This is a genomic window from Streptomyces sp. R21, from assembly GCF_041051975.1.
GTDB lineage: Bacteria > Actinomycetota > Actinomycetes > Streptomycetales > Streptomycetaceae > Streptomyces.
In genome coordinates this window covers 9963627-9986095 of the sequence record NZ_CP163435.1, presented here as the reverse complement: position 1 = coordinate 9986095, position 22469 = coordinate 9963627, and the positions used below count along the sequence as shown (strand labels likewise).

General features: G+C 68.3%; 24 protein-coding genes and 1 pseudogene. 14 read left to right on the top strand and 11 right to left on the bottom strand.

All coding sequences use genetic code 11. The features are described 5' to 3' along the window. Window positions 1–44: 44 nt before the first annotated feature. Complete coding sequence (locus AB5J56_RS44795; RefSeq protein ID WP_369242245.1) at window positions 45–1313, top strand: alpha/beta hydrolase; 1269 nt, start codon at window positions 45–47, stop codon at window positions 1311–1313. A 618-nt stretch (window positions 1314–1931) separates the two neighbouring features. On the opposite strand, the gene AB5J56_RS44790 is transcribed toward AB5J56_RS44795, so the two are convergent. From AB5J56_RS44790 to AB5J56_RS44780, 3 genes are all read right to left on the bottom strand, one after another. Further along, window positions 1932–2162, bottom strand: a complete 231-nt coding sequence (locus AB5J56_RS44790; RefSeq protein ID WP_369242243.1) for a hypothetical protein — start codon at window positions 2160–2162, stop codon at window positions 1932–1934. Then, window positions 2159–2539: a hypothetical protein gene (locus AB5J56_RS44785; protein ID WP_369242241.1), complete on the bottom strand. Its 381-nt coding sequence runs from the start codon at window positions 2537–2539 to the stop codon at window positions 2159–2161. The genes AB5J56_RS44790 and AB5J56_RS44785 overlap by 4 nt, the downstream gene beginning before the upstream one ends. A gap of 637 nt (window positions 2540–3176) precedes the next feature. After that, window positions 3177–3713, bottom strand: a complete 537-nt coding sequence (locus AB5J56_RS44780; protein ID WP_369242239.1) for a TetR/AcrR family transcriptional regulator — start codon at window positions 3711–3713, stop codon at window positions 3177–3179. 75 nt (window positions 3714–3788) lie between these two features. Here AB5J56_RS44780 and AB5J56_RS44775 point away from each other — a divergent pair, with 75 nt between their 5' ends. The 4 genes from AB5J56_RS44775 (at window position 3789) to AB5J56_RS44760 (ending at window position 7483) form a co-directional block, all read left to right on the top strand. Further along, complete coding sequence (locus AB5J56_RS44775) at window positions 3789–4838, top strand: aldo/keto reductase (protein ID WP_369242237.1); 1050 nt, start codon at window positions 3789–3791, stop codon at window positions 4836–4838. 212 nt (window positions 4839–5050) lie between these two features. After that, a complete protein-coding gene (locus AB5J56_RS44770; RefSeq protein WP_369242235.1) occupies window positions 5051–5554 on the top strand; it encodes a hypothetical protein in 504 nt (167 codons plus the stop codon). Between the two features lie 10 nt (window positions 5555–5564). Continuing rightward, on the top strand, window positions 5565–6599 hold the full coding sequence (locus tag AB5J56_RS44765) for an SDR family oxidoreductase (RefSeq protein WP_369242233.1): 1035 nt from the start codon (window positions 5565–5567) through the stop codon (window positions 6597–6599). Window positions 6600–7102: 503 nt separating this feature from the next. Beyond that, the gene (locus AB5J56_RS44760; RefSeq protein ID WP_369242231.1) at window positions 7103–7483 is read left to right on the top strand and encodes a DUF6233 domain-containing protein; all 381 of its coding nucleotides are present in this window, start codon (window positions 7103–7105) and stop codon (window positions 7481–7483) included. 279 nt (window positions 7484–7762) lie between these two features. Here the strand turns inward: AB5J56_RS44760 and AB5J56_RS44755 are convergent, their stop codons facing one another. Then, entirely contained in the window at window positions 7763–7951 is a 189-nt protein-coding gene (locus AB5J56_RS44755; RefSeq protein ID WP_369242229.1) for a hypothetical protein, read from the bottom strand. Window positions 7952–8014: 63 nt separating this feature from the next. Between AB5J56_RS44755 and AB5J56_RS44750 the strand changes: the two genes are divergently transcribed. Beyond that, window positions 8015–8158, top strand: a complete 144-nt coding sequence (locus AB5J56_RS44750; protein ID WP_369242227.1) for a hypothetical protein — start codon at window positions 8015–8017, stop codon at window positions 8156–8158. Window positions 8159–8195: 37 nt separating this feature from the next. Here AB5J56_RS44750 and AB5J56_RS44745 read toward each other — a convergent pair whose 3' ends face one another. Both AB5J56_RS44745 and AB5J56_RS44740 read right to left on the bottom strand, forming a co-directional pair. Continuing rightward, on the bottom strand, window positions 8196–8426 hold the full coding sequence (locus AB5J56_RS44745; RefSeq protein ID WP_369242225.1) for a hypothetical protein: 231 nt from the start codon (window positions 8424–8426) through the stop codon (window positions 8196–8198). Window positions 8427–8504: 78 nt separating this feature from the next. After that, a complete protein-coding gene (locus AB5J56_RS44740) occupies window positions 8505–9509 on the bottom strand; it encodes an ArsR family transcriptional regulator (protein ID WP_369242223.1) in 1005 nt (334 codons plus the stop codon). A 56-nt stretch (window positions 9510–9565) separates the two neighbouring features. On the opposite strand from AB5J56_RS44740, the gene AB5J56_RS44735 reads away from it, so the two are divergent. Together AB5J56_RS44735 and AB5J56_RS44730 are read left to right on the top strand one after the other, a co-directional pair. Beyond that, a complete protein-coding gene (locus AB5J56_RS44735) occupies window positions 9566–10333 on the top strand; it encodes an SDR family NAD(P)-dependent oxidoreductase (protein WP_369242221.1) in 768 nt (255 codons plus the stop codon). 15 nt (window positions 10334–10348) lie between these two features. After that, window positions 10349–11677: an MFS transporter gene (locus tag AB5J56_RS44730; RefSeq protein WP_369242219.1), complete on the top strand. Its 1329-nt coding sequence runs from the start codon at window positions 10349–10351 to the stop codon at window positions 11675–11677. Here AB5J56_RS44730 and AB5J56_RS44725 read toward each other — a convergent pair. Further along, window positions 11595–11789 (bottom strand): annotated as a pseudogene (locus AB5J56_RS44725) (hypothetical protein); the annotation flags it as partial. The gene AB5J56_RS44730 and the pseudogene AB5J56_RS44725 sit on opposite strands and share 83 nt — an antisense overlap. A 167-nt stretch (window positions 11790–11956) precedes the next feature. Between AB5J56_RS44725 and AB5J56_RS44720 the strand changes: the two are divergent. Genes AB5J56_RS44720 through AB5J56_RS44710 form a run of 3 tightly spaced genes read left to right on the top strand, consistent with a single transcriptional unit; the run spans window position 11957 to window position 14328 of the window. Further along, window positions 11957–12763 carry an ABC transporter ATP-binding protein gene (locus tag AB5J56_RS44720; protein ID WP_369242217.1) on the top strand — a complete coding sequence of 269 codons (807 nt, stop codon included), beginning with the start codon at window positions 11957–11959 and terminating at the stop codon, window positions 12761–12763. Continuing rightward, window positions 12760–13521, top strand: coding sequence for an ABC transporter permease (locus AB5J56_RS44715; protein WP_369242215.1), 762 nt, complete (start codon window positions 12760–12762; stop codon window positions 13519–13521). Before AB5J56_RS44720 ends, AB5J56_RS44715 begins: the two co-directional genes overlap by 4 nt. Window positions 13522–13536: 15 nt before the next feature. Then, window positions 13537–14328 (top strand): MerR family transcriptional regulator, encoded by a 792-nt coding sequence (locus AB5J56_RS44710; protein ID WP_369242213.1) that lies wholly within the window; start codon window positions 13537–13539, stop codon window positions 14326–14328. A 381-nt stretch (window positions 14329–14709) separates the two neighbouring features. Here AB5J56_RS44710 and AB5J56_RS44705 read toward each other — a convergent pair whose 3' ends face one another. Continuing rightward, complete coding sequence (locus AB5J56_RS44705) at window positions 14710–15315, bottom strand: hypothetical protein (RefSeq protein WP_369242211.1); 606 nt, start codon at window positions 15313–15315, stop codon at window positions 14710–14712. 599 nt (window positions 15316–15914) lie between these two features. Continuing rightward, on the bottom strand, window positions 15915–16526 hold the full coding sequence (locus AB5J56_RS44700) for a TetR/AcrR family transcriptional regulator (protein ID WP_369242209.1): 612 nt from the start codon (window positions 16524–16526) through the stop codon (window positions 15915–15917). A gap of 57 nt (window positions 16527–16583) precedes the next feature. On the opposite strand from AB5J56_RS44700, the gene AB5J56_RS44695 reads away from it, so the two are divergent. Next, window positions 16584–17483, top strand: a complete 900-nt coding sequence (locus AB5J56_RS44695) for an alpha/beta fold hydrolase (RefSeq protein ID WP_369242207.1) — start codon at window positions 16584–16586, stop codon at window positions 17481–17483. Window positions 17484–18135: 652 nt separating this feature from the next. Here AB5J56_RS44695 and AB5J56_RS44690 read toward each other — a convergent pair. Both AB5J56_RS44690 and AB5J56_RS44685 read right to left on the bottom strand, forming a co-directional pair. After that, window positions 18136–18474, bottom strand: a complete 339-nt coding sequence (locus AB5J56_RS44690) for a thioredoxin family protein (RefSeq protein ID WP_369242205.1) — start codon at window positions 18472–18474, stop codon at window positions 18136–18138. A gap of 557 nt (window positions 18475–19031) precedes the next feature. Then, window positions 19032–20171: a helix-turn-helix domain-containing protein gene (locus AB5J56_RS44685; RefSeq protein WP_369242203.1), complete on the bottom strand. Its 1140-nt coding sequence runs from the start codon at window positions 20169–20171 to the stop codon at window positions 19032–19034. Window positions 20172–20257: 86 nt separating this feature from the next. On the opposite strand from AB5J56_RS44685, the gene AB5J56_RS44680 reads away from it, so the two are divergent. After that, the gene (locus AB5J56_RS44680; RefSeq protein ID WP_369242201.1) at window positions 20258–21313 is read left to right on the top strand and encodes a ferredoxin reductase; all 1056 of its coding nucleotides are present in this window, start codon (window positions 20258–20260) and stop codon (window positions 21311–21313) included. A gap of 7 nt (window positions 21314–21320) precedes the next feature. Next, window positions 21321–22439 (top strand): fatty acid desaturase, encoded by a 1119-nt coding sequence (locus AB5J56_RS44675; RefSeq protein WP_369242199.1) that lies wholly within the window; start codon window positions 21321–21323, stop codon window positions 22437–22439. Window positions 22440–22469: the final 30 nt, after the last annotated feature.

The window sequence follows — 22469 nt, the reverse complement described above, 5'->3', positions numbered from 1 at the left end:
TTTCTCACGCATGCTACCTTTCTCAAATCTAAGAAAGGTGAGGGATGCAGACTGCAAAGGAGACCGCCGTGTTGGTGGTCGAGTGGGCACGCGATGGCCGTTTCAGCAAGATCGCCGCGCTGTTCGCCCCTCCGTTGCGTGCTGCGCTGACCGCCGAGGCACTCCAGGCTGCCTGGCTCGCCGAGACCGCGGGATCCGGTCCGGTGACGGACCTCGGCGAACCGTCGAGCGAGCCTCTGCGGCCGGACCTGCTCCGTGTCAGCGTTCCTGTGGTCTGCGAGCGGGGACAGTTCACCGCCATCATGTCGGTCGACTCCGCCGGCCTGCTGAACGGGCTGCGCCTCGCTCCGCCTGCCGGCGAGCCATGGGCGGCTCCCTCCTACGCGGATCCGGACTCCTTCGAGGAACACGACGTCACGGTCGGAGCCGGTGCTCTCGCAGTGGCCGGCACCGTCACCGTTCCGCGCGGCAACGGCCCGTGGCCCGGTGTCGTGCTTCTGAGCGGCGGAGGTCCTTTCGACCGGGACGCGACCAGCGGACCCAACAAGCCCCTGAAGGACCTCGCCTGGGGTCTGGCCAGCCGCGGCGTGGCAGTGCTGCGCCACGACAAGGTGACCTTCACACACGCGGCGGAGGTGGCGGCCGCAGACGACTTCACCATGACACGCGAGTACGTCCCCTATGCCGTTGCCGCTGTGCGTCTGCTCCAGGAGGAGCCGCGCGTCGATTCCGGCCGGGTGTTCGTCGCCGGGCACAGCATGGGCGGCAAGGTCGCCCCACGGGTCGCCGAGACCGAGCCGTCCGTCGCGGGCGTCGTGATCCTGGCGGGTGACGCCGAGCCCATGCACCGCGCGGCCGTCCGGGTCGTAGGCCACCTCGCCGCCCTTGCCCCCGGCCCGCACTCCGAGGCGGTCCTTGCGGAGATCACCCGCCAGGCCACGACGGTCGAGACCGCCCTGTCACCTCGTACGCCCCGAGAGGACCTGCCCTTCGGCCTTCCTGCCTCGTACTGGCTGGACTTGCGCTCCTACGACGCGGTTGCCACCGCAGCTGCCCTGGACAAGCCGCTGCTGATCCTTCAGGGCGGCCGCGACTACCAGGTCACCGTCGAGCACGACTTGTCCCTCTGGCGAGAGGGACTGAACGGGCGTCCGGACGTCACCATCCAGATCCACGAAGCCGACGACCACCTCTTCTTCCCAGGGACAGGACCGTCGACGCCCGCCGGGTACATGGCACCCCAGCACGTCGACGCTGCGGTCATCACGGACATCGCCACATGGCTGGACGGCCAGCTTCAGCGTGAATCCTGAAAGCGGACATCTCGCCATTGTGAAGCGGGCTGTCGCCCATTGGGGTGATGCCGTCCCCGTCCGGAGCATGGAGCTTCGCTGGGTGTTCCACCCTCGAAGTACGGGGCCGAGGGCTGCGGGGAGGTGTTCGTGGGCGAGCTTGCGGAGGCGGTGCCCGCCTGGGAGTACGCATCAGACGTCCATGTGGGGTTCGTCGGTGCTGACGGCGCCGGGCGGCTCGGTCCGCTGGCCCGTTACTGGGGTGAACCCTTCGAACTTGCCCCACCGGCCCGGAAGTTCACCGCGTTCGCGGGGCAGAAGAACTTCACGGGTGAATACTGGACGGTGACCTCGCGGTTTGGTGGGACACGAGTCGTGGGTGGAGCGGGACGCGGCGACCGCCCTGGACTTCGATCCCGTTGTCGCGGCTCTGGCCTCTCAGCCGTTCCGCCCGGTCTGGCCACACGGTGATCGGGATCGCGAGCACACACCGGACTACTTCGCTCAGGGGCCGGATCCCGGACGGCGAACTCCCGCCAGTGCCACCCATTCGGCGGCCGACCTGGGCAATTCAGATCCTCAGGCAGCACGGCGACGAGCCGGTTCGCACTGTCGGGCGTGTGGGTGTGTGGTGCCGGGCTACTGGGTCTGGATGGCGCCGCGGTCGATGAGTCCTTGGATGTAGGGCGGCCAGTCGCGCTCCAGGCCGATGGTGATGGCGACGTGGCCGTCGGCTCGGATCTGCGGGGTGACGTGTTCGACGTCGCCGTTGCGGTAGTGCAGACGCAGGCCCTCGCGGCCCGCGTCGCACAGGATGGAGTGGGCCTCCTGCATCAGCGTCATATAGAGCTGCGGGACCGGCGCCTTCACGAGTTCGTCGATGACCGACTCGAAGTCGATCCCGAGGCCGCCCCAGACCTTGCCCTGCTTGCAGCAAGGTCGGAGCGGGCGTCGGCAAGATCGAAGGCTCGCCTCAGGCCCTCCACCAGGGCAGGATCGAGCCGGTAAATCCGCCTGCGGTCGTCCCGCTGAAGCAGGTCGGACCGGTTGTCCGGGCCGATCCTGCGCCGTACGGCGCGGACACTGGTGGGCGTCCCGCCGATCCGCTTCGCCTCGATCGGCGTCGTGGGATGGCCGGCGAAGTGCTCCTGGACCTCGCCGAAGGTGGCCGTGCCGCCCAGTTCGAACAGGCGGCGCAGCACGGCCCAGGCCCCGGGCATCACCGCGGCAACGGTGTCGAACAGCATCCGCTCCGTGCACCCCTCCCCGAGGTCCCCACCTCTCAGGCCTTCCAGGCCCGGCCGGGGCACGCGCGCGGGAGCCTCCGGCCAGCTGCCCGCCACCGCAGCGGGGTTGAGGCCGTAGGCCGCCTGCACAGCCGCGATCACCTGCTACACGTATCGGTCCGCGTGTCGATGGTCAGCCACACGCCCTCCCCCTCCGTGTTCTCCTCCCCCATCCTGGATGCCGCCCCTCTCCCGCCGGTACTCCGCGCCGCGAGCCCATCGCAAGGGCACCACCTGTTCGGCGACGTAGCCCGGTCCATCCACCCGGACGGACCGGGTCTCTCGCGTATGCGGACACGCGAGCGTTTAAGCGTTCGTTGCCGAGTTATGCCCCTCCTTGAGCCCGTCTGCCGGCACACCCCGCCAGGCGGTAGGCGTTCGTCGCCCAGACCGTACTGAACGGCTCCGCCCGGACGCCCCTGCCCCCGGCCGAGCCAACACCCCGGCAGATACCGGCACCCGGCCCAGCTCAGCTCAGCTCAGCTCAGCTCAGCTCCTACCGATCGTCGGCATCCGACAGGGCAAAGCAGCGCAAGCGTGACAAATCTGATTCCACAGAAGAGTCGTCATCCGGCGGGCCCTGTCGCGTGCACGTCGCTCACCGGTGCGGGCGGAGTCCGTCGAGGATGAGCGCGAGCATGCGAGGTGCCCGGTCCTCGGGGCTGGACGCGGCACGCCACAAAGCGCCGGTGAGTTGGAGGAAGTCGCCCGGGTCGGCGTCAGGGCGGATACTTCCGTCCCTTTTGCCGGCGTCGAGGAGTTCTGTGATCGCAGCGATGACCGGCCCGTAGCTCTGCTCGCTGATCGCCTGGTGCGCGCCCGGGCCGAGGGCGTCGCCGAGGCCGTGCTTTCTACGCATGGCCTCGACGAGGTCGGTCGTCCAGTGGCGGAGCGCTTCCAGTGGCGGCATCTGGGCCAGCAGGTCGGGCACGGTGCCGATGATGCGTGCCACCTCGTCCTGATAGACGGCCAGGACCAGTGATTCGCGGGTGGGGAAGTTGCGGTACAGGGTGCCCGCGCCGACTCCCGCGCGCTGGCCGATCTGGTTCATCGACGTGCTGCCGTCCGCCGCGAGCGCTTCACGTGCGGCGGCGAGGATGCGTGCCCTGTTCTCGCGGGCATCTGAGCGGACCACAGGACCTCACCTTGCTAAGTGGAGAGCTCTCCACTACATTATCCGGAGAGCTCTCCACATACTCTAAGGAGCGTCATGCATTACATCAAGCTCGGCACGACCGGCCTCGACGTGTCCCCGATCGCGATCGGTGCGATGACCTACGGCGAACCCGACCGGGGCCACCCCGTCTGGTCGAAGGGTGAGGAAGAAGCGCGCCCGCTCGTCAAGCACGCACTGGAGGCGGGGATCAACTTCTTCGACACCGCGAACATGTACTCCAACGGTTCCAGCGAGGAGATCCTCGGCCGCGCGCTCAAGGACTTCGCCGACCGCGACGCCGTGGTGATCGCCACCAAGCTGCGCCACCCGATGCGGCTGGGACCGAACGGCCGCGGCCTGTCGCGCAAGGCGATCATGACCGAGGTCGACCACTCCCTGCGCCGCCTCGGCACGGACTACATCGACCTCTACCAAATCCACCGCAACGACCACTCCACCCCCTGGGAGGAGACCCTCGAGGCACTCAGCGACCTTGTGAAGGCCGGCAAGGTGCGCTACCTCGGCGCCTCGTCCATGCATGCGTGGGAGTTCGCGAAGGCGCTGCACCTGCAGAAGCAGAACGGCTGGGCGCGGTTCGTGACGATGCAGGACCACTACAACCTCCTCGCCCGTGAGGAGGAGCGCGAGATGATCCCGCTGTGCCTGGACGAGGGCGTCGGCACGATCATCTGGTCGCCGCTGGCCCGCGGCCGCCTCACCCGCGGGTGGGACGACGCCCGCTCGACGGTGCGCTCCGAGACGGACGGCGCCTACGCGGACCTGCTCTACTCGCCCGCACAGGAGGCATCCAACCACGCGATCATCGACGCGGTCGGACAGGTCGCGGACGCCCACGACGTCAGCCGCGCACAGGTCGCGCTCGCCTGGCTGCGACGCCAGCCGGTCGTCACCGCGCCGCTGGTCGGCGCCGGATCCGTCCGGCAGATCGACGAGGCGGTGGCCTCCCTCGACATCGAGCTCACCGACGACGAAGTGCGCGCCCTGGAAGCCCCGTACACCCCCAGGTACGACTGGCAGGCCGTCTCGGACGAAGCCGAGATGGAGGCCATCCGCAAGCGCGTCCCAGGAATGGCTCTCGCATGAACCCCATCGTCCGCTCCGGCGCCACTGCCCGTACCGGAGCCCTCCTCATCCTCCTCGGCCCGCTCGTGTCCTGGGTCGCCGAGTTCATCACCGCCGCCGCTTAGCAGGACCCGCCGCCCTCGCCCCTGTACAACTGGGTAAGCCACCTCGGCCTGACCGGTCCCCCGCAGACCACGTTCGGACAGGTTGCCAACTCCCCCCTCGGTGCCGTCATGGACACCGACTGGATGATCTACGGCACCCTCCTGATCGTCGGCGCGTTCCTCGTGTTCGACCCGCGCAAGGGCACCCGCCCGATCATCATCATGATCCTCGCCATCCTCGCCGGCGTCGGGGTCTCGCTCGTCGGCATCTTCCAGGGCTCCAATACCAACGTCGACAACGGCCTGATCGCATGCCACACCGTCGGCGCGCAGGGCGCCATGCTCGTCGGCAACACCATGGCGATCATCATCGGAGCCAGCGGAACCCGCATCGGTCTCACCAGGGGACGGTCTATCGCGAGCATCATCCTCGGCACCGCCGGGCTGATCGCGTTCCCCCTCTTCATGACCGACGTGTTCACCGGCTGGATGTGGAACATCGGCCCGTTCGAGCGCGCCGTGATCTACCCGATCATGATCGGCCACGCCCTCCTCGGAAGCAGCGTGGCCGCCGCCCAGCGGCATCCTGCGAAGCACCCGCCGACACCCCTTACTGCACGAGTCGAAAGCTGAGGAGAGACAGATGACACGAGTACTGGTCACCGGAGGAACCGGATTCGTCGGGAGCTGGTGCATTCAGACCCTGCTCGACGCCGGGCACAGCGTCCGCACCACAGTCCGCGACCTGCAACGCGAGCCGGCACTCCGGTCCTGGCTGCACGCGGCCACACCGTTCGACGACGACCGTCTCACGGTCGTACGCGCCGACCTCGAACACCCCGACGGCTGGGACGCTGCCGTCACCGACTGCGACTTCGTCCTCCACGTCGCCTCGCCGACCCTGCGCCATACGCCTGCGAACGACAACGACCTGGTGGTCCCGGCACGAGAGGGCGTCCTACGGGTGCTGCGCGCCGCCCGCGACGCCCGCGTGAGCCGGGTCGTCCTGACCAGCGCCTTCGGCGCCATCGGGATCGGGCACCCCCCGCGCTCGACCCCGTTCACCGAGGAGGACTGGACCAACGTCGACAGCGATATCCCGCCCTACCAGCGGTCCAAGACACTCGCCGAACGCGCCGCCTGGCAGTTCGTCCAAGAAGAAGGCGGTGGTCTGGAACTGGCAGCGGTGCATCCCGTGGGGGTCCTTGGACCACTGCTCGGTCTGGACGACCCGCCATCCCTGCGTCTGGTGCGCAGAATGCTCGAGGGACAGGTACCTGCGTGCCCTCCCTTCGGCATGGGCTTCGTCGACGTGCGCGACGTCGCAGATCTGCACCTGCGCGCGATGACCGATCCGGCAGCCGCCGGCGAACGCTTCCTGGCCATAGCCGGGCACAGCCTGCGCGTCATCGACATCGCACGCATTCTGCATGACCGCCTCGGTGAGCGCGCCGCGAAGGCCCCGACCCGTGAAGTGCCCGTGTGGTTCGCACGCGCACTGGGCATCGTGAACCCGGAACTGCGACTGCTCAAGCACCAGCTCGGCCGGAATCTCGACGCCACAAGCGCCAAGGCGGAGAAGCTTCTCGGGTGGCGAGCGCGTCCCATCGAGGACACCATCGCGGACACCGCCGAGAGCCTCCTCACCCACGGCATCGGGACAAAGACCGGCTCGTAACCGACCGACGCGGCAGCCCTGCGCACCGAAGATGCGTCGAACCGGTGACGCGCCGCGACAGGTGTCGCTCGCCTCTGGCCCGCGCCGGCGCGCCGTCCGGGGCCGCCTGTTTCCCCGCTGGGTGAGCCGGGACGGGAAACTCCGGGCTGTCATGGCAATGAGCACGTTCCGGAGTCGCCCGTCCGCCGGCCGCGTGACGGCGTCAGTGTCGCGGAAAGGGAGAGGCGGCCCTGCCCGTCGGCAGGGCCATGATGATCAGTCTCGTTCGTGCTCTCGGGAGGTCCGCTGGCCGGTGCGGCGGGAGGTCCGGCGGGTGATGCGTCTGGTCATCAGGGTGATGGCAGCCCACGTGATCAGCGACCCGGGCTCTGAGCTGCCTGTGGCGCATCGTCGACCATCCGGTCGGGGCCGCCCAAGAAGACCGGCTTCCGACCGTAGGGCGGCCGCACACCGCATGCCCCACACCGCATGCCGAGCTGCTTGACAGACCCTGACTCCACAGAATGCGGGTGTGGCACTCCCTCTGGCTGCGGCGCATCGACACAAAGATCGCTGCTGTCCAGCAGCGGGGAGCAGAGCAGAAGCGGGGCGAACGGAACCGGCCGCCGACTCCCGACGGGATCGTCGAACTCGGCATCGGCAACGGCCGCCCGGACACCGAGGTACACGTCGACGGCTGCTACGCGGCCGGAACAAGGCAGCGGGCCGTCTCCCGCCACGAGGCACAGCGCCTCCTCGCCGTCGGACTGCGGGCATGCAGCCACTGCCATCCGGACACCGAGCTCGGCATCCTGGACTGTCCGCTCGCCCACAGCGCATCTTCGGCGGAGTTGAGGCGCAAGGTCACCGGGTTGCTGGAGGCGCCGCAGCTCACACCGGCGTGACGCCCGAGTCGCGCCATCGTTGGACAGCGTGACTCCATGTGACCGGGCCTCGGGGACGTCATGGCTGATCCCCCAGGGCCCGTGGTGTGTCCAACTTGGATGCGTTGAGAAACCACAGACCCACGTCAGGGCCCGGACGAGTGCCGCGCCGCCTGCCTGCTGATAGTGCGGGAGTACATCGGCATGCGGCCGGCGTCCGGGAGCCGCAGGCTGATCGTGTGGAGTGGCCCGTAATGGAACTGGACCGCCACGGCGCCGAGTCTCCGAAAGGGATGCCCTCTATCCGCAACCACCCTGGCAGTCGAGAGGCTTGCAGCGGGCGAGGAGTTGGCGATGGACTGCGGACGCGGCGCTCACGCGCAGGGTGTAGCCCTGGCCGCGCCGTACGGTCACGCCGTGGTCGAGCGCGGCCTGCTCGGCGGGCTCCAAGTCGGTGGCGCGGAGGAAGTCGGCGACCTTGCCCGGCATGTCGCGGGTGACCGGCAGCTCCGGGGCTGGGGGTCTTCACCGCTGGCGGTGGTGTGCTCGAGCATGAGGTCGGCGACGGCCGTGCGGATGGCACCGCGGCTGACGCCGTATTCGCGGGCCAAGGCGGCGATGGACTGCCCTTCCACGTACGCGGTGCGGACGGCGTCGGTCTTCCCGGCCGCGATGGCCGGGCGGCGGCCGCCCTAGCTGCCCTTGGCCTCGGCGGCCCGCAATCCGTCGTGGGTCAGCTCGCGCTGGAGGGCACGCTGGAGTTCTCCGGCGCGGCGAGGGTCTGCACCATGAACTTCACGGTGGCCAGCAGCTCTCCGGTGCGCGGGTGGCGGGCGGTGAGGTCCATCGCGGAGAACGCTCCATCGTGGATGCGCAGGTCGAGGCGATCGCGGTGCAGGACGTCGACTACGTCGAGGATGTGCTGCGTGCCGCGCATGAGCCGGAACATCTCGGAGATGTACACGGTGTCGCCCGGCCGCGCGTACGTCAGCAGCTCGCCGAACTTCGGCCGCTGGAGCGGGTGGAGGCGGACTGCTGAACCTCAGCTGTCGTGAGTTCGCGGTCTGGAACCGGTGGTCGTGAGTCGGTCGCCGAGTGCGCTTCTCCGGTACAGCACATGCCGTCCGTCACGTGTCCGGGTGACCAGCCCTGTGGAGTGCAGGACCCGCAGGTGTTGTGAGACAGCGCTTGGGGTGACCCTGAGACGGCGGGCGAGCTCTACGGTGGGCAGCGGCTCTTCCAGGAGACTGAGCAGTCTCGCTCGGGATGAACCGAGCAGAGACACCAGGGCGGTTGTGTCGACGGTCGGCATCTCCGAGCCCCACAGCGTGGCTACTCCCCGGCTGGGATAGACGAGGCTCGGCGGCTCGTCCGGGCTCACAGGGGGCGCGGGCTTGTGTGCGAACACGGACGGGAGGAGCAGCAGTCCCCGGCCAGATGCCGCAACCCGGTGCCTGCTGATCATCTTGTGGATGTACAGCTCTCCGCCTTGCCAGCGCAGGTTCGGGTGCATGTCGGCGAACAGCAGTCGGGCGCCACCCACGGCGAGCTGGCGGGCGCGGTAGGTCATGTCAGCTTCCAGCACCAGCCGCATCTGCGGCCACACCGGCTCGATCGCTACCTCCCAGTACTGCCGCAGGAGATCGCAGATGGCGTCGCGGAGTCTGGCGACAGACGCGTCTTCGGCGGTGGCGTCGCGGAGCGCTTCGGGAACAGGGTCGGGCGCGTGCGCGAGCAGCAGGTCGTGACGGACCCGAGCGCAAGACGCCTGACGGACGACGAAGAGCTCCTCTTCGAAGGCCGGCGCGAAGCTCGCGGGATTCGGGGTCAGGAAATCGGGGAGGGTGCGCCGTTGGGCGACCAAGGACATCAATAGACCGGTGTCGAGCGTGCCGAGTCTGCCGAGTACGGACCTGCGCCAGGGCAGATGCAGCGCCGACAGGCCCGGATCCTGCAGCACCCGCAGGCTGAACAGGGTTTCGTGCAGGGGTGAGAGGGCGAAGCGGGTGTCCGCGAGGTCCTCGACGCCGAGCACAAAGCTGATCATTAAGCCCAACGCTACATCGATTGGCGACGCAACGTCGATGCCGTGGACTTCCTCCCATGACACCCACAACTCATGTGCAGCGGACGGCGGTTGTCACCGGTGCTGCCCGCGGTATCGGCGCCGCTGTTGCCAGGCGCCTGGCGGGCGACGGCCTGGCCGTCGGCGTGATCGATCTGGACGAGACGGACTGCGGCGATACCGTGGAGGCCCTCACAAGTGCCGGCGGCGCAGCGCCGGCCGTCGCCGCTGATGTCTCCGACGAGGCCGCGGTCACTGCGGCCGTCGTCCGGATCGCCGCCGCGTCTGGACCGCCGACGGTGCTGGTCTGCAACGCCGGCATCGGACCCCGTGCTGATCTTGTGGACATGACCGCGCAGCAGTGGGACACGGTCTTGGGGATCAACCTCAGCGGCCCGTTCTTCGCCGCCCGGGCCGTCTGCCCGCACATGGTGACGGCCAGCTGGGGACGCATCGTCATCATGTCGAGCAGCTCCGCGGTCGGTGATGCCGGCCGCGTCGACTACACCGGCGCGGAGGTGGGTTTGATCGGATTCACCAAATCCCTCGCTCTCCAGCTCGGCCCGCATGGCGTGACCGCGAACGCCATCGCGCCGGACTTCGTCGTGAGCGACATGACCAGAGCCTCGGCCCGGCGACTCGGCCTGAGCTTCGAGGAGTTCCGGCACAGGGCGGAGCAGTCCATCCCGGTCGGCCGGGTGGGCCTGCCTGACGACATCACACATACCGACTCCTTCCTCGTAAGTCCCGGGGCGGGGTTCGTCTCCGGCCAGGTCATCTACGTCGCGGACGGGCCGGTGGACTGAAGGATGAGCCGCCGGATGGTCCTGATACTGGCTGTCACATGCGCCGTGGCAGTGGGCAACATCTACTTCCCGCAGGCCATCGGTCCACTGGTCGCCGCCGGGCTGCACGTGTCGCCCGATTCCGCCGCTGCGGTGGTGACCGCCACGCAGATCGGCTACACGGCCGGGATGGTCTTGTTGGTGCCGCTCGGCGACCGGCTCCCGCACCGCTCGTTCCTCGTCGCCCTCCTCGCCCTGACCGGCCTGGCACTGCTCGCAGCGGGTTGCGCACCGGCTCTGCCGGCCCTCATTGCCGCCAGCACCCTTGTCGGCCTGACTACCGTGGGCGCGCAGATCGTCGGCCCCCTGGCGGCTGGTCTCGTGGCCGCCGACCGCCAAGGAGCGGTGATCGGCACCCTGCTGAGCGGATCGACCGGCGGCATGCTGCTGGCCCGGACCTTCAGCGGCACGCTCGGTGAGTGGCTGGGTTGGCGGGCCCCCTACGTGGTCGCCGCGGTCCTGGCCCTGATCCTCGCCACCGTCTTGGCGTTCGCGGTGCCGACCACAACCCCGTCCTCCCGCCAGCCGTACACAGCGCTCCTGGCCGAGCCGCTGCGCCTGCTGCGCACCGAGCCAGACCTGCGCCGCTCGTGCTTCTACCAGGCAACCGTCTTCGCCGGGTTCTCCGCGGTCTGGACCTGCCTGGCGCTCCTGCTCGCCGGACCGGCCTACGGGCTGGGTGCCCAGGCGGTAGGAATGATCGCCCTGGTCGGCGCGGTGACCATGGTCTGCACCCCGCTCGCCGGCCGTCTGGTGGACCGCTACGGCCCCGATCCAGTGAACCTGGTCTGCATGTTTGGCGTCCTCGTCTCGGCCGCGATCCTCACCGTTGGTACCCGGGGCGGCACGCTGGGCCTGACCTCCCTGACACTCGGCACGCTGCTCCTCGACACCGCGATGCAGTCCGGCATGGTCGCCAATCAAGTCCGCGTCTACGCCCTGCGCGCCGACGCCCGCAGCAGGCTCAACACCGCCTACATGACCTGCGCCTATCTGGGCGGCAGCGCAGGTTCCTGGCTCGGAGTACGCGTCTGGGGCCAGGCTGGCTGGTGGGGTGTGTGCGTGCTCGTAGCGCTGCTTGCCGCACTCGCCCTGGCTCGCCACCTACTGGCGCTGTACAAGCTCGAGGAAAGCCCGGCCAGGAACCGCACGGCGAATGCGGATGGCCGCGGCCACCACCCTGGTGCTGGTGGAAAGGATCAGGCATCGTGCGGCGCCTCCGTTACTCGGCCTCGCCGTCGTCTGACTCGTCGTGGGCGTGGGGGTCACGCAACGGGCGCACGCCGGGCGCCGCGGACTGGGTGAAGGCAGAGCGGCCGCGGAAGTTTATGTGGTCGTACTGAAGCGGGGAGAGCCGGGCGAGCAGCTCGACGGTGACGGGGAAGCCGTCGGCGGCGAGCCGCTTGACGGCGGCGTCGAGGTCAGTAGTTGGTCACGAAGAGTGCTTGACCGGACATCGGAGCCGGCGGTCTGGATGCCGCGGTCGGAGTGGGCTTGACCTTGACGCTGGGTCAACCCTCCATCCTTCCGGCAGGGGTGACCTCGCAGTCGCGTGGAGCAGCTCCGCAAAGGAGGCAGATGACCATGACGGCTCAAACGATCGCCGGACCGGCGATGAGCGTGCAGGGTCTCGAGAAGTCGTACGGGAAGCTCGCAGTGCTGCGCGGCGTGGACTTCGACGTGGCGCCGGGCAGCATCTTCGCCCTGCTCGGCTCCAACGGGGCGGGCAAGACCACGACCGTGAGGATCCTCGCCACGCTCCTGAAGGCCGACGCGGGGACGGCGAGCGTCAATGGCTTCGACGTCGCGACGCAACCGGCGAACGTGCGGGGGTCCATCAGTCTCACCGGGCAGTTCGCGGCCGTCGACGAGATCCTCAGCGGTCGGGAGAACCTCGCCCTCGTCGCCAAGCTGCGCCACCTCAAGGACCCGGGCGCGATCGCGGATGACCTACTGAGGCGTTTCTCGCTGAGCGAGGCGGGCGCGCGGCGAGTGTCCACGTATTCAGGTGGGATGCGCCGCCGACTGGACATCGCGATGAGTCTCATCGGGAATTCGCCGGTGATTTTCCTGGACGAGCCGACGGCCGGACTCGACCCCGAGGCACGCATCGAGGTGTGGGATGCGGTCAAGGAGCTGGCCCGCCACGGAACGACAGTGCTGCTCACCACGCAGTATCTGTACGAGGCCGAGCAACTGGCCGACCGGATCGCGATCCTCCACCAAGGTCGGATCATCGTGAACGGCACCCTCGCCGAACTCAAGCAGCTCTTCCCGCCCGCCACGGTCGAGTACGTCGAGAAGCAGCCGACCCTGGAGGAGGTTTTCCTCGCGGTCATCGGCGGCGACAAGAGCAACGCCATTGGCGCGACAACTAGGGGACAAGGATGACCGCGTACTTCTTCAGCGACACTGCCGCGCTCACGGGGCGGACCCTGCGCCATGTCACACGCAGCATGGACACCATCATTACGACCGCCATCACGCCGGTCGCCATGATGCTGATGTTCGTCTACGTGTTCGGCGGCGCCATTGATACCGGGTCGGTTTCATACGTGAACTACATGCTGCCCGGCATTCTGCTCATGACCATCGCATCGGGCATCTCCTACACCGCGTACCGGCTGTTCACCGATGTGAAGAGCGGGATCTTCGAGCGATTCCAGTCCATGCCGATCGCGCGGTCGGGTGTGCTGTGGGCACACGTCGTCACCTCGCTGGTCGCCAACCTGATCGCGCTCGTGCTCGTCGTGGGCGTCGCTGTGCTCATGGGCTTCCGCACGGGGGCAGGAGTGTCGGCATGGCTCGCGGTCGCCGGCATCCTGCTCTTGTTCACCCTGGCGTTGACCTGGCTCGCCGTGATCCCCGGGCTCTCCGCGTCGTCGGTCGAGGGAGCGGGCGCGTTCGCCTACCCGCTCATCTTCCTGCCCTTCGTCAGCTCGGCGTTCGTGCCCACAAAGACGATGCCCGGCCCGGTGCGCTGGTTCGCCGAGCACCAGCCGGTGACGTCGATCGTCAACACGATCCGTGCTCTGTTCACAGGGCAGCCGGTCGGCGACGACATCTGGATCGCGCTCGCGTGGTGTGTGGGCATCCTCGTCGTGGCGTACGGCTTCGCGATGACCGCCTATCGCCGGAAGATCGCCTGAGGCAGGCTCAGACCCATGCTCACCATCAGCCAGCTGGCGACGTACGCCGGGGTCACGGTACGGGCGGTACGCCACTACCACAAGATCGGGCTGCTGCCCGAGCCCGAGCGCGACCGGTCCGGGTACCGGACCTACGATGCTGCCGCCGTCGTGCGACTGATCCGGATCCACACCCTGGCCGATGCCGGCGTGCCGCTGGCCAGGGTGCAGGAACTCCTCGACGCCGGCCCGGAGGAGTTCACCGGAGGCGTCCAGGAGATCGACAAGGATCTGCGCGCCGAGATCCGGCGGCTGCAGGACACCCGCAACCGACTCGCCCGGCTCGCCGCCGGAGAGCACCTGGCACTCCCGCAAAGCGTCGTGGACTACCTCGACCGGCTGCGCGGTCTCGGCGTCGGGGAGCGGTACATCGAGCTGGAGCGGGATGCCTGGATCATGATCGCCGCGCAGGTGCCGGACCTGATCGACTCCGTGATCGCTAAGAAGCACGAGGAGCTGGACGACCCCGACATGGTGAGGCTCTACAGCTTCTTCACTGGGGAGCTCGACTGGCTGGCCGGCGATCCACGGATCGTCGAGATCGCCGACATCCTGGAGCGCCTGATGATGCGCGCCGTGGATGCCGGCGAGGTGGGTGCCGACGGCTTCGACGATCAGTTCGTCGCCCTGATGGACTCAACCATGCTGGAGTCCGCACCAGGTGCCGAACTGGTGTTGGCGATCCTGAAGGAGCGTGGCTGGAGGGGCTGGACCCGCATCGAGCGAGTGCCTGCCGACAGACTCAACACTGAGCTGCCGCCATCTTGAAGCGGCAGGTCATGGGGCTGGTGTGACGTTGTTCAGGGGGGTTCGTGCCGGTCGGGGCGGTCTCCCGTGCAGGTCGTCCGGCAGGGTGGTTTCGGGGTTTTCCGCACGTCGTCGCCGGTGCCTCTCATACGATCCGGGCCCATGAAGGACCCCGAGGTGTCGCAGCGGAGCTGGATGGACTCGAAAACTCCACCCACAGTGGGCAGTGGTCGGAAATGTGCCAGGACAACTCGTTGCGGGTGTCCTCGCCCTGGAGCGCGTCGACGAAGTCGACCTGGCCACCGGCGGCGGCTTCCAGGTTCAGGACCGGGCGGTGCTGCGGGCCCTTGGTGAACCAGGCGATCTGGTCGTAGAAGTGCGCGGCGCGAACGTACTGGGTGCTCAGTTGTGCTGTGCCGCACCCAGGGCGTCGGCTTGGCGTTTCAGGAGCTGCTGATCGAGCTTCGGGAGGAATGCGCGCTTCTTCGCATCAGAGAGTTGGCTACCGACGATGCTGTCCGATACGACAGTGATGGTCGCTTCTCCTGAGCGGACAGTGGTGACCAGGTCATACGTGTCCGACTTAAACCCATCGATATTCAAAGTCCAGTGCATCCGGAAGCTCACCGAGGCGTCACCCGCCGATACCTCGTCTTTGACTCGTTCCACGTCCACACTCACGCGGTCGCCGTATCGGTTTTGGAAGGACAGCGACGGACATGCGGCGAGCGCTTTGTCCAAGGAGGCAAGGTGCGCGCCGGCAGCTCCGGAGCGATAGCTGGTGAAGGTGAGGGTCTCGTCTGGCGGGGCGAACTTCGAAGCGGATATGTGGATCCAGGCAGTGGCTGCTGAGTCGGCGAAGACGCCAGATCTGGCGTCCTCAAGTGGTTGGCATGCCGCGGGCCGTACGCTCTGATCGGACTTGTCGCCGCCCGTTGTTGTCTCGGGCGCGCTGTTGTTGACGCTGTAGCCCGGCAGAGCGCCTTGTTCGGGAAGTGCTGCCGCCAACTCTGCAGCGCTGAGAGGCCGTACAGTCGTCGACGGCCTCCGCGACAAAACTGGAGAGGACGACGCGGACTTGGCAGCCGTTTCGCCCCCTCCTGAAGTGCAGCCGCCGACAAGAGTGAGCACAGCACAGGCGACAGCGGCAAAAAGAGAGCGACTGCCCCGGTTCGACGACATGACACTCCCCGTACTCGAACAGCGAATCGCGGGGAGTGTAGTCGGTGATCGCCCAGCTCCGGACCCGGCGGCCAGCGAGGACGCCGAGCCCGGCAGCCTGCCCGCGCGCAGCTGCTCGACGCCGATGCGGCCGGCAGCATCCATCCGCTGCCGTACGGCAGGAGTTCGTAGTCGAGCCGGACGAGGCCGTGCAGGGCGCAGAGCACGAGGACGCCGTCATTGCCCGCGATCCGCTCGGCTGCTCGTCGGTACATGAGGTGATACGAGCCGATGTTGAGGTGGCGGGCCGCGGTGGGGCGCCGGTGGGACGATTTCGTCGCCAGGGTCGGCTCAGCCCCTATGAGGGCTGGGCCGAGTCGCTTCCTGCCGAGCGGCCGGCTGCCCCAAGGTCTCTGCAGATCCATGGGCGACGGAGTCGTTCCCGCCTATCGCGGCCCCGACGGTTCGGCCGGCCGGTTCGGCACAACAGCCTTGGCATTCTTGGCGGCGGCTGCCGCGACGGTTGCCAGGTCTTCGCCCGAGAAACCGGCGCGGCTCAGCACTGCCAGAGATTTGTTCGTCGCCAGCGTGCACAACGCCAGCTCTGCCGCCTCCTGCTCACCGGCCCCCGCCGCCAGCAACGCCTGCTCCAGCATCGCCCGCAAACCGTCGATCATGGCGCGGACCATCGCCCGGCCCTCCGCGTCAAGCGCCGGGAACTGCGTTGCCGACACCGTGAGCAGGCAGCCATCCGGGACCGTCGGGTCGGCGATACGGTTCAGGGCGACCTGCAGGAAGGCGGCCACAACGGCGCTCGGGCTCGGGTGGGGGCGGGACAGTGCCTGCTCGTACTGCGGGTGGTAGGTCTGCGCGTACCGTTGGAGGCTTTTGCGGAAGAGGGTGCTCTTGTCGCCGAAGGTGGCGTAGAGCGAGCCCCGGCCCAGGCCCGTGCCCTCGGTCAGGCGATCGATCGAGGCCTCCGAATAACCCCAGCGCCAGAAGACGTGCATCGCACGTCGTAGCGCCTCGTCCACGTCGAATTGCTTGCGGCCTGCCATGGTTCGTAAGCCTACACATCTTGTACCGATCATTCAAAGATGGGTAGGGTCGCCGGCATGACAACCTTGAGTTCGCTGCGGCTGCCCGACGGGTTCACCGACGTCTTCACCAGCCGGCTCGTGGAGGTGAACGGACTGCGGCTGCACGCGGTCACCGGTGGGGACGGCCCGGCGCTGCTGCTGATCGGCGGGTGGCCCCAGACCTGGTACGCCTGGCGGGAGGTGATGCCCGCGCTCGCCCGTCGGCACACCGTCGTCGCCGTCGACTCGCGCGGAGCCGGGCTCTCCGACAAGCCCGACGACGGGTACGACGCCGGCACGCTCGCCGCCGATCTGGTCGCGTTGATGGCCGCGCTCGGGCACGACCGGTTCGACGTGGTCGGCCACGACATCGGCACGTGGACCGCATACGCCCTCGCCGCCGATCACCCCGAGCGGGTGGACCGGCTCGCCATCCTCGAAGCAGCGATCCCCGGTCTCACGCCGTCCCCACCGTTCTTCGGCCCGGCCGCGGCCAACCTGAGGCTCTGGCAGTTCGGCTTCAACCGGCTCGACGACCTCAACGAGGAACTGGTCCGCGGACGGGAGCGGCTCTTCTTCGGCTGGCAGTTCGCCACCAAGGCCGCCACGCCGACCGCGATCCCCGCGTACGCCGTCGACGTCTACGTCGACGCGATCACCGCGGATCCTCGCGCGCTGCGGGCGAGCTTCGCGTACTACCGGGCGCTGGACGAGACGATCGCGCAGAACGAGCAGCGCAGCAAGACCCGGCTGACGCTGCCGGTGCTCGCCCTCGGCGGCGCGCTGTGGAGCGGCGAGAGTGCCGCCCAGACGATGCGGCTGGCGGCCGGCGACGTCACGGGGGTCGTCCTCGACGACTGCGGCCACTACCCGGCCGAGGAGCAGCCGGCGCGGTTCGTCGAGATCCTGGAGGACTTCCTCGGGGCCAACCGGTAGCAGGCACGCCACACAGCTGAATTTCGCGAACGACAGGCGGAGCTTCACAAATTCCGCTACGTCGTCGAGCAGGCCCTCGCCCCCTCAACCAGCTCAAGCGCCTCGCCATCCGAGGGGAACGACACCTCGAACTCCACGACGCCTTCGTCTCCCTGGCATGCAGCCTCATCTGCTGACGACGCCTCAAGAAGGCCCACCCATGATCCTGTTACGAACTCTCAGGCGCATGCGCCAGGTCTTCTGATTCCTCCTTCTGCCTGGCCACAGCTAGTGCTGCAACTGCGTTGGAAGCGGAGTCACTTCACGCAACTGCGCCAGCTCTCGATCCGTGGCATGCACCCGCCACCCCGTGCTCGACATGAGGCCGGACACTATCCCCGGACAGTTCAACAGCGCATAACCGAAGTGGGACGGATACCGCGCTCTGGTCTCGGTCGACACGAGGCAGGTGGTGCTCCGCTCAAGGCGGGGCGCAGACACGGCGCCGGCATTCCCCGAGGTGGTGGCCGGGGCCGTGCAGCAGCCGGACGCGAGGGCGCTGGATGGGGTTCTGTGACCTATGGGGGTGTCTCAGCCTCAAGGGGTCTCAGGCGTCGCAGCTCCTATAGACGAGACGAGACGGGCGTGGCGGCCGCAGTGCCGCGGCGGCCGTTCAGAGGTGGCCGTCCAGGAACTTCCGTATCTCGGCGATGGTCATGGGCCCCGTGGCGTGCGCCACCGCCTCTCCCTCCTTCAGCAGGACGTAGGACGGGGCTCCGGTGATCCCGTATCGCTCGGTTGCGGCCGGACAGCGCGTGATGTCGGTGCGGACGGCTGTCAGGCGGCCCGTGTACTCGTCGGCGATGCCACCCACGACGAGGTCCATCGCCCGGCAGGGCTCGATTGCCTTGGGCCATGTCCCGGTGAAGTATGCGAGGACCGGGACTCCGCTCATCCCGAGGATGAAATCGAACTCGGCGTCCTCACGGGGTTGGTGAACCCGCTTCGCCATGGACGCTCCTGACCTCGCGTTCCGTCATTCCATCCCCATCATCCCCCGCGCGGTGCCAGTCCGGCCCGGTCGGTCGTCCGGCCGGCCTGTCGGAAGGGAGGCGCGAAGCCGTCGCATAACCACGGTGGTCCCCGGCACGAGCGCCCCGGTCCCCCGCCCTGGTGACCCGGCCCGGCCGCCCCACCGGTCACCCAGCTGCAGCCCGCCGCGCGCCCGTGGGTCAGCTCGTGCCAGGACGGCGCGCTCCACGACGACATGAAAGGCGTTTTTGAGGGCATAGCGTCACAGGTCGCTGACCAGATGCTCGCTGAGCGCGTCGGCGAGCGGGCCGGTGCGCATCGTCCACCGGATCCAGTCGAGCCGTATCCGCCACCGCGCTTCTCAGAGACAGCGCCCCCGACGGGCTTCCCGAGGCCTTGTCTGGTCTTCGCATCAATCCCCGGTCTCAGCTGGCTCATACGCTCTTCCCCGGGCCGCATGAGCCAGCTGATGGCACCAAGAACGAGGCACGATTCCTGGACCGCTCGCGGACTTCTCATGGACGGTCGAAGTACGCGTCAGCTGACCCGAAGACCGACCGCCAGCGTCAGTTCAAGGACCCGGTGCGGCGATGCGAGATCCGGAAACAGCTCCCGCAGCTGCGACATCCGGTACCGGACTGTCTGGGGGTGGACGAACAACGCCGCCGCCATCTCGTTCCGCCTGCCCTGGTGCAGCAGCCACGCCCGCAACGTCTCCTCCAGCCGCCTCGCGGTCGCGACAGGCAAGGTCCGCAACGGTGCGAGGGCTCGGGCACGCAGGTCTGCGAACGCGTCCACGTCGGCGCTCAGGACCAGCTCGGGCAGGTGATCCTCGGTGTCGCGAATATCAGAGGAGAGGGAGCGCGCGCGTGCGGCTCGTGCATACGAGGCGGACGCACGAGTCCATGGCCGGGCCGGGCCGACCACGGCGGTGCGGTCGGTCAGCTGCCGCAAGAGATGTGATCGGTCGGCATCGGGGACGAGCAGCACTCCGGTGGCATCCGGCAGATCGTCGAGGACGAGGGTGCTCGGGTCGAGCGCGCGGTAGGCAGGCCGGGCCTGGGCGGCGGGCAGCAGGACCGCGGTCAGCGAAACCGGAGGCTGCCACATGGCCCGTTGAACGGAGGCCAGCAGCACGTCCGGGCTCGCGCCGGCGAGGAGGTCACGGGCCAGGTGTTCCAGGTGGCGCTCGTGGGCCCTGCCCCGGGCGGCCAGTTCGTCGGCGTGGCCCGCGGCGCTCGCGGCGGAGAGCTCGTCGATGTAGGCGAAGGTCAGCTCGGCGAACTTGGCGACCTCGGCGGCGGGCAGACCTGCGGGTACGGCACCGGCTGCCAGGCATCGCCAGGCCACGCGGGCGCCGACGCGGTAGGCGCTGAGCAGGGCGTCCATCGAACGGCCGTCGCGTACCTCGCCGCGGCCCAACTCGTAGGCTGCGTCACCGGCGTCGCCGCCCGTGGCGTTCCCGCTCGCGAGGTCCAGGTAGTGCCCCAGGGCGGTGCGGACGGCTTGGCGGATGGTGGCGCCCATGCGGCCCGCAAGGGCGTTGGCGTAGGAAGGGACCTCGTCGATGATCGCCTGGACGATCTCGTCGGCGGTGCTCTTCAGCGCGGCTCGAAGTGCGGTGACCGTCGTCTCGTCCAGGGCCAGTTCGCTGGCCCTCCGCATTGCATGACTCACGTTTTGTTCCCTGCGAACAATTTAGCCGATCAGATTTACGTCCTGCGGTCAAGACTTTACGCCTTGAGGCGCAGCAGGCTGGAGTCATGACGAGTGCAGCCCTCCGCAGCAGGGCGTGGAAACTGCTGGAGATGGTCACGACGCCGCTGCTGCCGTCGGACTACCTCGACCTGGTCAGCCCGCTGCGTGCGGGCGCTGACCTGCGTGGGCGCATCGAGGCCGTGCACCCCGAGACGGGTGACGCCGCGACTATCGTGATCAGGCCGGGACGGGGCTGGCGCGGTCACACAGCCGGTCAGTACGTGCGGATCGGGGTCGACGTCGACGGGGTGCGTCTGTGGCGTGCCTATTCCATCACCTCGCCGACAAACCGCCAGGACGGCCGCGTCACGATCACCGTGAAAGCGATCCCGGACGGCAAGGTCAGCAACCACCTGGTCCGCAGGGCGAAACCGGGCATGCTGATCCAGCTCAACCAGCCGACCGGTGACTTCGTGCTGCCGCAGGCCAAGCCCGCCAAGGTGCTCTACCTGACGGCCGGCAGCGGCATCACGCCCGTGATGGGCATGCTGCGCGACATCGAGTTCGACGACGTCGTCATGGTCCACTGCGCGCCACAGCCGCAAGACGTGATCTTCCGCAACGAACTGCACGACCTGGTCGCGGACAAAAAGCTGCGGCTCACCGAGGTCCACACCGACACGGACGGCATGCTCGACATCGCCCGTCTCGACGAACTCGTGCCCGACTGGGCCGAGCGCGAGACCTGGGCTTGCGGGCCCGCGGGCCTGCTCGACGCCGCCGAAAAGCACTGGGCCGATCACGGCGTCCAGGAGCGCCTGCACACCGAACGCTTCCGCCCCAGCATCGTCGTCGCCGGCGACGGCGGCGAGGTCACGTTCAGCGCCACCGGCAAGACCGTCGACGCGGACGGCGCCACGCCGTTGCTGGACATCGGCGAGGAGGCCGGCGTGCTCATGCCCTCCGGGTGCCGCATGGGCATCTGCTTCGGCTGCGTCACGCCGCTCAAGGCGGGCGCCGTCCGCGACCTGCGCACCGGCGAGATCACCGCGGCCGAGCCGGGCGTCCTCATCCAGACCTGCGTGTCCGCCGCTGCGGGCCCCTGTGACATCGAACGGTAGGAGAATCTTGACCGCCATCGACCCCGCCGCCCACCTGACCGCGGAGCAGATCGAGGAGCTAGGCCGCGAGCTGGACGCGATACGCGACGAGGTGATCGCCGGCCGCGGCGAGAAAGACGCCGCCTACATCCGTAAGGTCATCTCGGCGCAGCGCAAGCTCGAGCTGGTCAGCAGGGGCGTGCTGCTGTTCTCGATCTTCCCGCCCGCGTGGCTGCTCGGCACCGCCGGGCTGTCCGTGGCGAAGATCATGGACAACATGGAGATCGGCCACAACGTCCTGCACGGCCAGTGGGACTGGATGCGGGACCCGAAGATTCACTCCACCACCTGGGAGTGGGATCACGTCTCGCCGTCCGAGCAGTGGAGGCACTCGCACAACGAGCTGCACCACACGTACACCAACGTGATCGGCAAGGACAACGACCTCGGCTACGGCATCATGCGCGTCGACGAGGACCAGAAGTGGCACCCGTTCCACCTCGGCCAGCCGCTGTGGAACTTCCTCAACGCCTGCTTCTTCGAGTACGGCATCGCAGCGTACGACCTTGAGCTCGGCAAGAACCTGCACAAGCGCCGCCGCAAGAACCCGGAGTTCCGCGCGCGGGCCAAGGCCGTGGGCCGCAAGATCCGCAAGCAGGTACTCAAGGACTACGTGATCCACCCGCTGCTGTCGGGCCCGTCGTTCCTCACCACGCTCGCCGCCACGTTCACCGCGAACCTTGTCCGCAACATCTGGTCCCACTCGGTGATCATGTGCGGGCACTTCCCCGAGGGCGTACAGGTCTTCGAGCGCCGGTCGATCAAGGGCGAGACTCGCGGCCAGTGGTACCTGCGCCAGATGATGGGCTCGGCGAACATCAGCGGCAGCAAGGCCATGCACTTCATGACCGGCAACCTGTCGCACCAGATCGAGCACCACCTGTTCCCGGACCTGCCGAGCAACCGGTACGCCGAGGTCGCGGTGAAGGTGCGCGCGCTGTTCGAGAAGTACGAGCTGGAGTACGTCACCGGCCCGCTGCCCAAGCAGGTGTTCTCCGCGTGGCACAAGGTCTTCCGGCTCTCGCTGCCGAACAAGAAGCCCAAGGTCAAAACGCCGGACCGCGAGCAGGAGCTCGTCGCCGCCTGATTCCCCGTGCAGGACGGAGCCGCAGCGCAG

Excerpts from the sequence above, each read along its gene's own strand:
- AB5J56_RS44700 (WP_369242209.1), bottom strand. The coding sequence starts at position 16,526 with ATGGCAGGCCGCAAGCAATTCGACGTGGACGAGGCGCTACGACGTGCG.
- AB5J56_RS44715 (WP_369242215.1), top strand. The coding sequence starts at position 12,760 with ATGACCGCGTACTTCTTCAGCGACACTGCCGCGCTCACGGGGCGGACC.
- AB5J56_RS44680 (WP_369242201.1), top strand. The coding sequence starts at position 20,258 with ATGACGAGTGCAGCCCTCCGCAGCAGGGCGTGGAAACTGCTGGAGATG.
- AB5J56_RS44710 (WP_369242213.1), top strand. The coding sequence starts at position 13,537 with ATGCTCACCATCAGCCAGCTGGCGACGTACGCCGGGGTCACGGTACGG.
- AB5J56_RS44695 (WP_369242207.1), top strand. The coding sequence starts at position 16,584 with ATGACAACCTTGAGTTCGCTGCGGCTGCCCGACGGGTTCACCGACGTC.
- AB5J56_RS44730 (WP_369242219.1), top strand. The coding sequence starts at position 10,349 with ATGGTCCTGATACTGGCTGTCACATGCGCCGTGGCAGTGGGCAACATC.
- AB5J56_RS44760 (WP_369242231.1), top strand. The coding sequence starts at position 7,103 with ATGCGGGTGTGGCACTCCCTCTGGCTGCGGCGCATCGACACAAAGATC.
- AB5J56_RS44690 (WP_369242205.1), bottom strand. The coding sequence starts at position 18,474 with ATGGCGAAGCGGGTTCACCAACCCCGTGAGGACGCCGAGTTCGATTTC.
- AB5J56_RS44720 (WP_369242217.1), top strand. The coding sequence starts at position 11,957 with ATGACGGCTCAAACGATCGCCGGACCGGCGATGAGCGTGCAGGGTCTC.
- AB5J56_RS44735 (WP_369242221.1), top strand. The coding sequence starts at position 9,566 with ATGACACCCACAACTCATGTGCAGCGGACGGCGGTTGTCACCGGTGCT.
- AB5J56_RS44795 (WP_369242245.1), top strand. The coding sequence starts at position 45 with ATGCAGACTGCAAAGGAGACCGCCGTGTTGGTGGTCGAGTGGGCACGC.
- AB5J56_RS44785 (WP_369242241.1), bottom strand. The coding sequence starts at position 2,539 with ATGCTGTTCGACACCGTTGCCGCGGTGATGCCCGGGGCCTGGGCCGTG.
- AB5J56_RS44765 (WP_369242233.1), top strand. The coding sequence starts at position 5,565 with ATGACACGAGTACTGGTCACCGGAGGAACCGGATTCGTCGGGAGCTGG.
- AB5J56_RS44775 (WP_369242237.1), top strand. The coding sequence starts at position 3,789 with ATGCATTACATCAAGCTCGGCACGACCGGCCTCGACGTGTCCCCGATC.
- AB5J56_RS44740 (WP_369242223.1), bottom strand. The coding sequence starts at position 9,509 with ATGATCAGCTTTGTGCTCGGCGTCGAGGACCTCGCGGACACCCGCTTC.
- AB5J56_RS44750 (WP_369242227.1), top strand. The coding sequence starts at position 8,015 with ATGAGGTCGGCGACGGCCGTGCGGATGGCACCGCGGCTGACGCCGTAT.
- AB5J56_RS44770 (WP_369242235.1), top strand. The coding sequence starts at position 5,051 with ATGGACACCGACTGGATGATCTACGGCACCCTCCTGATCGTCGGCGCG.
- AB5J56_RS44755 (WP_369242229.1), bottom strand. The coding sequence starts at position 7,951 with ATGCCGGGCAAGGTCGCCGACTTCCTCCGCGCCACCGACTTGGAGCCC.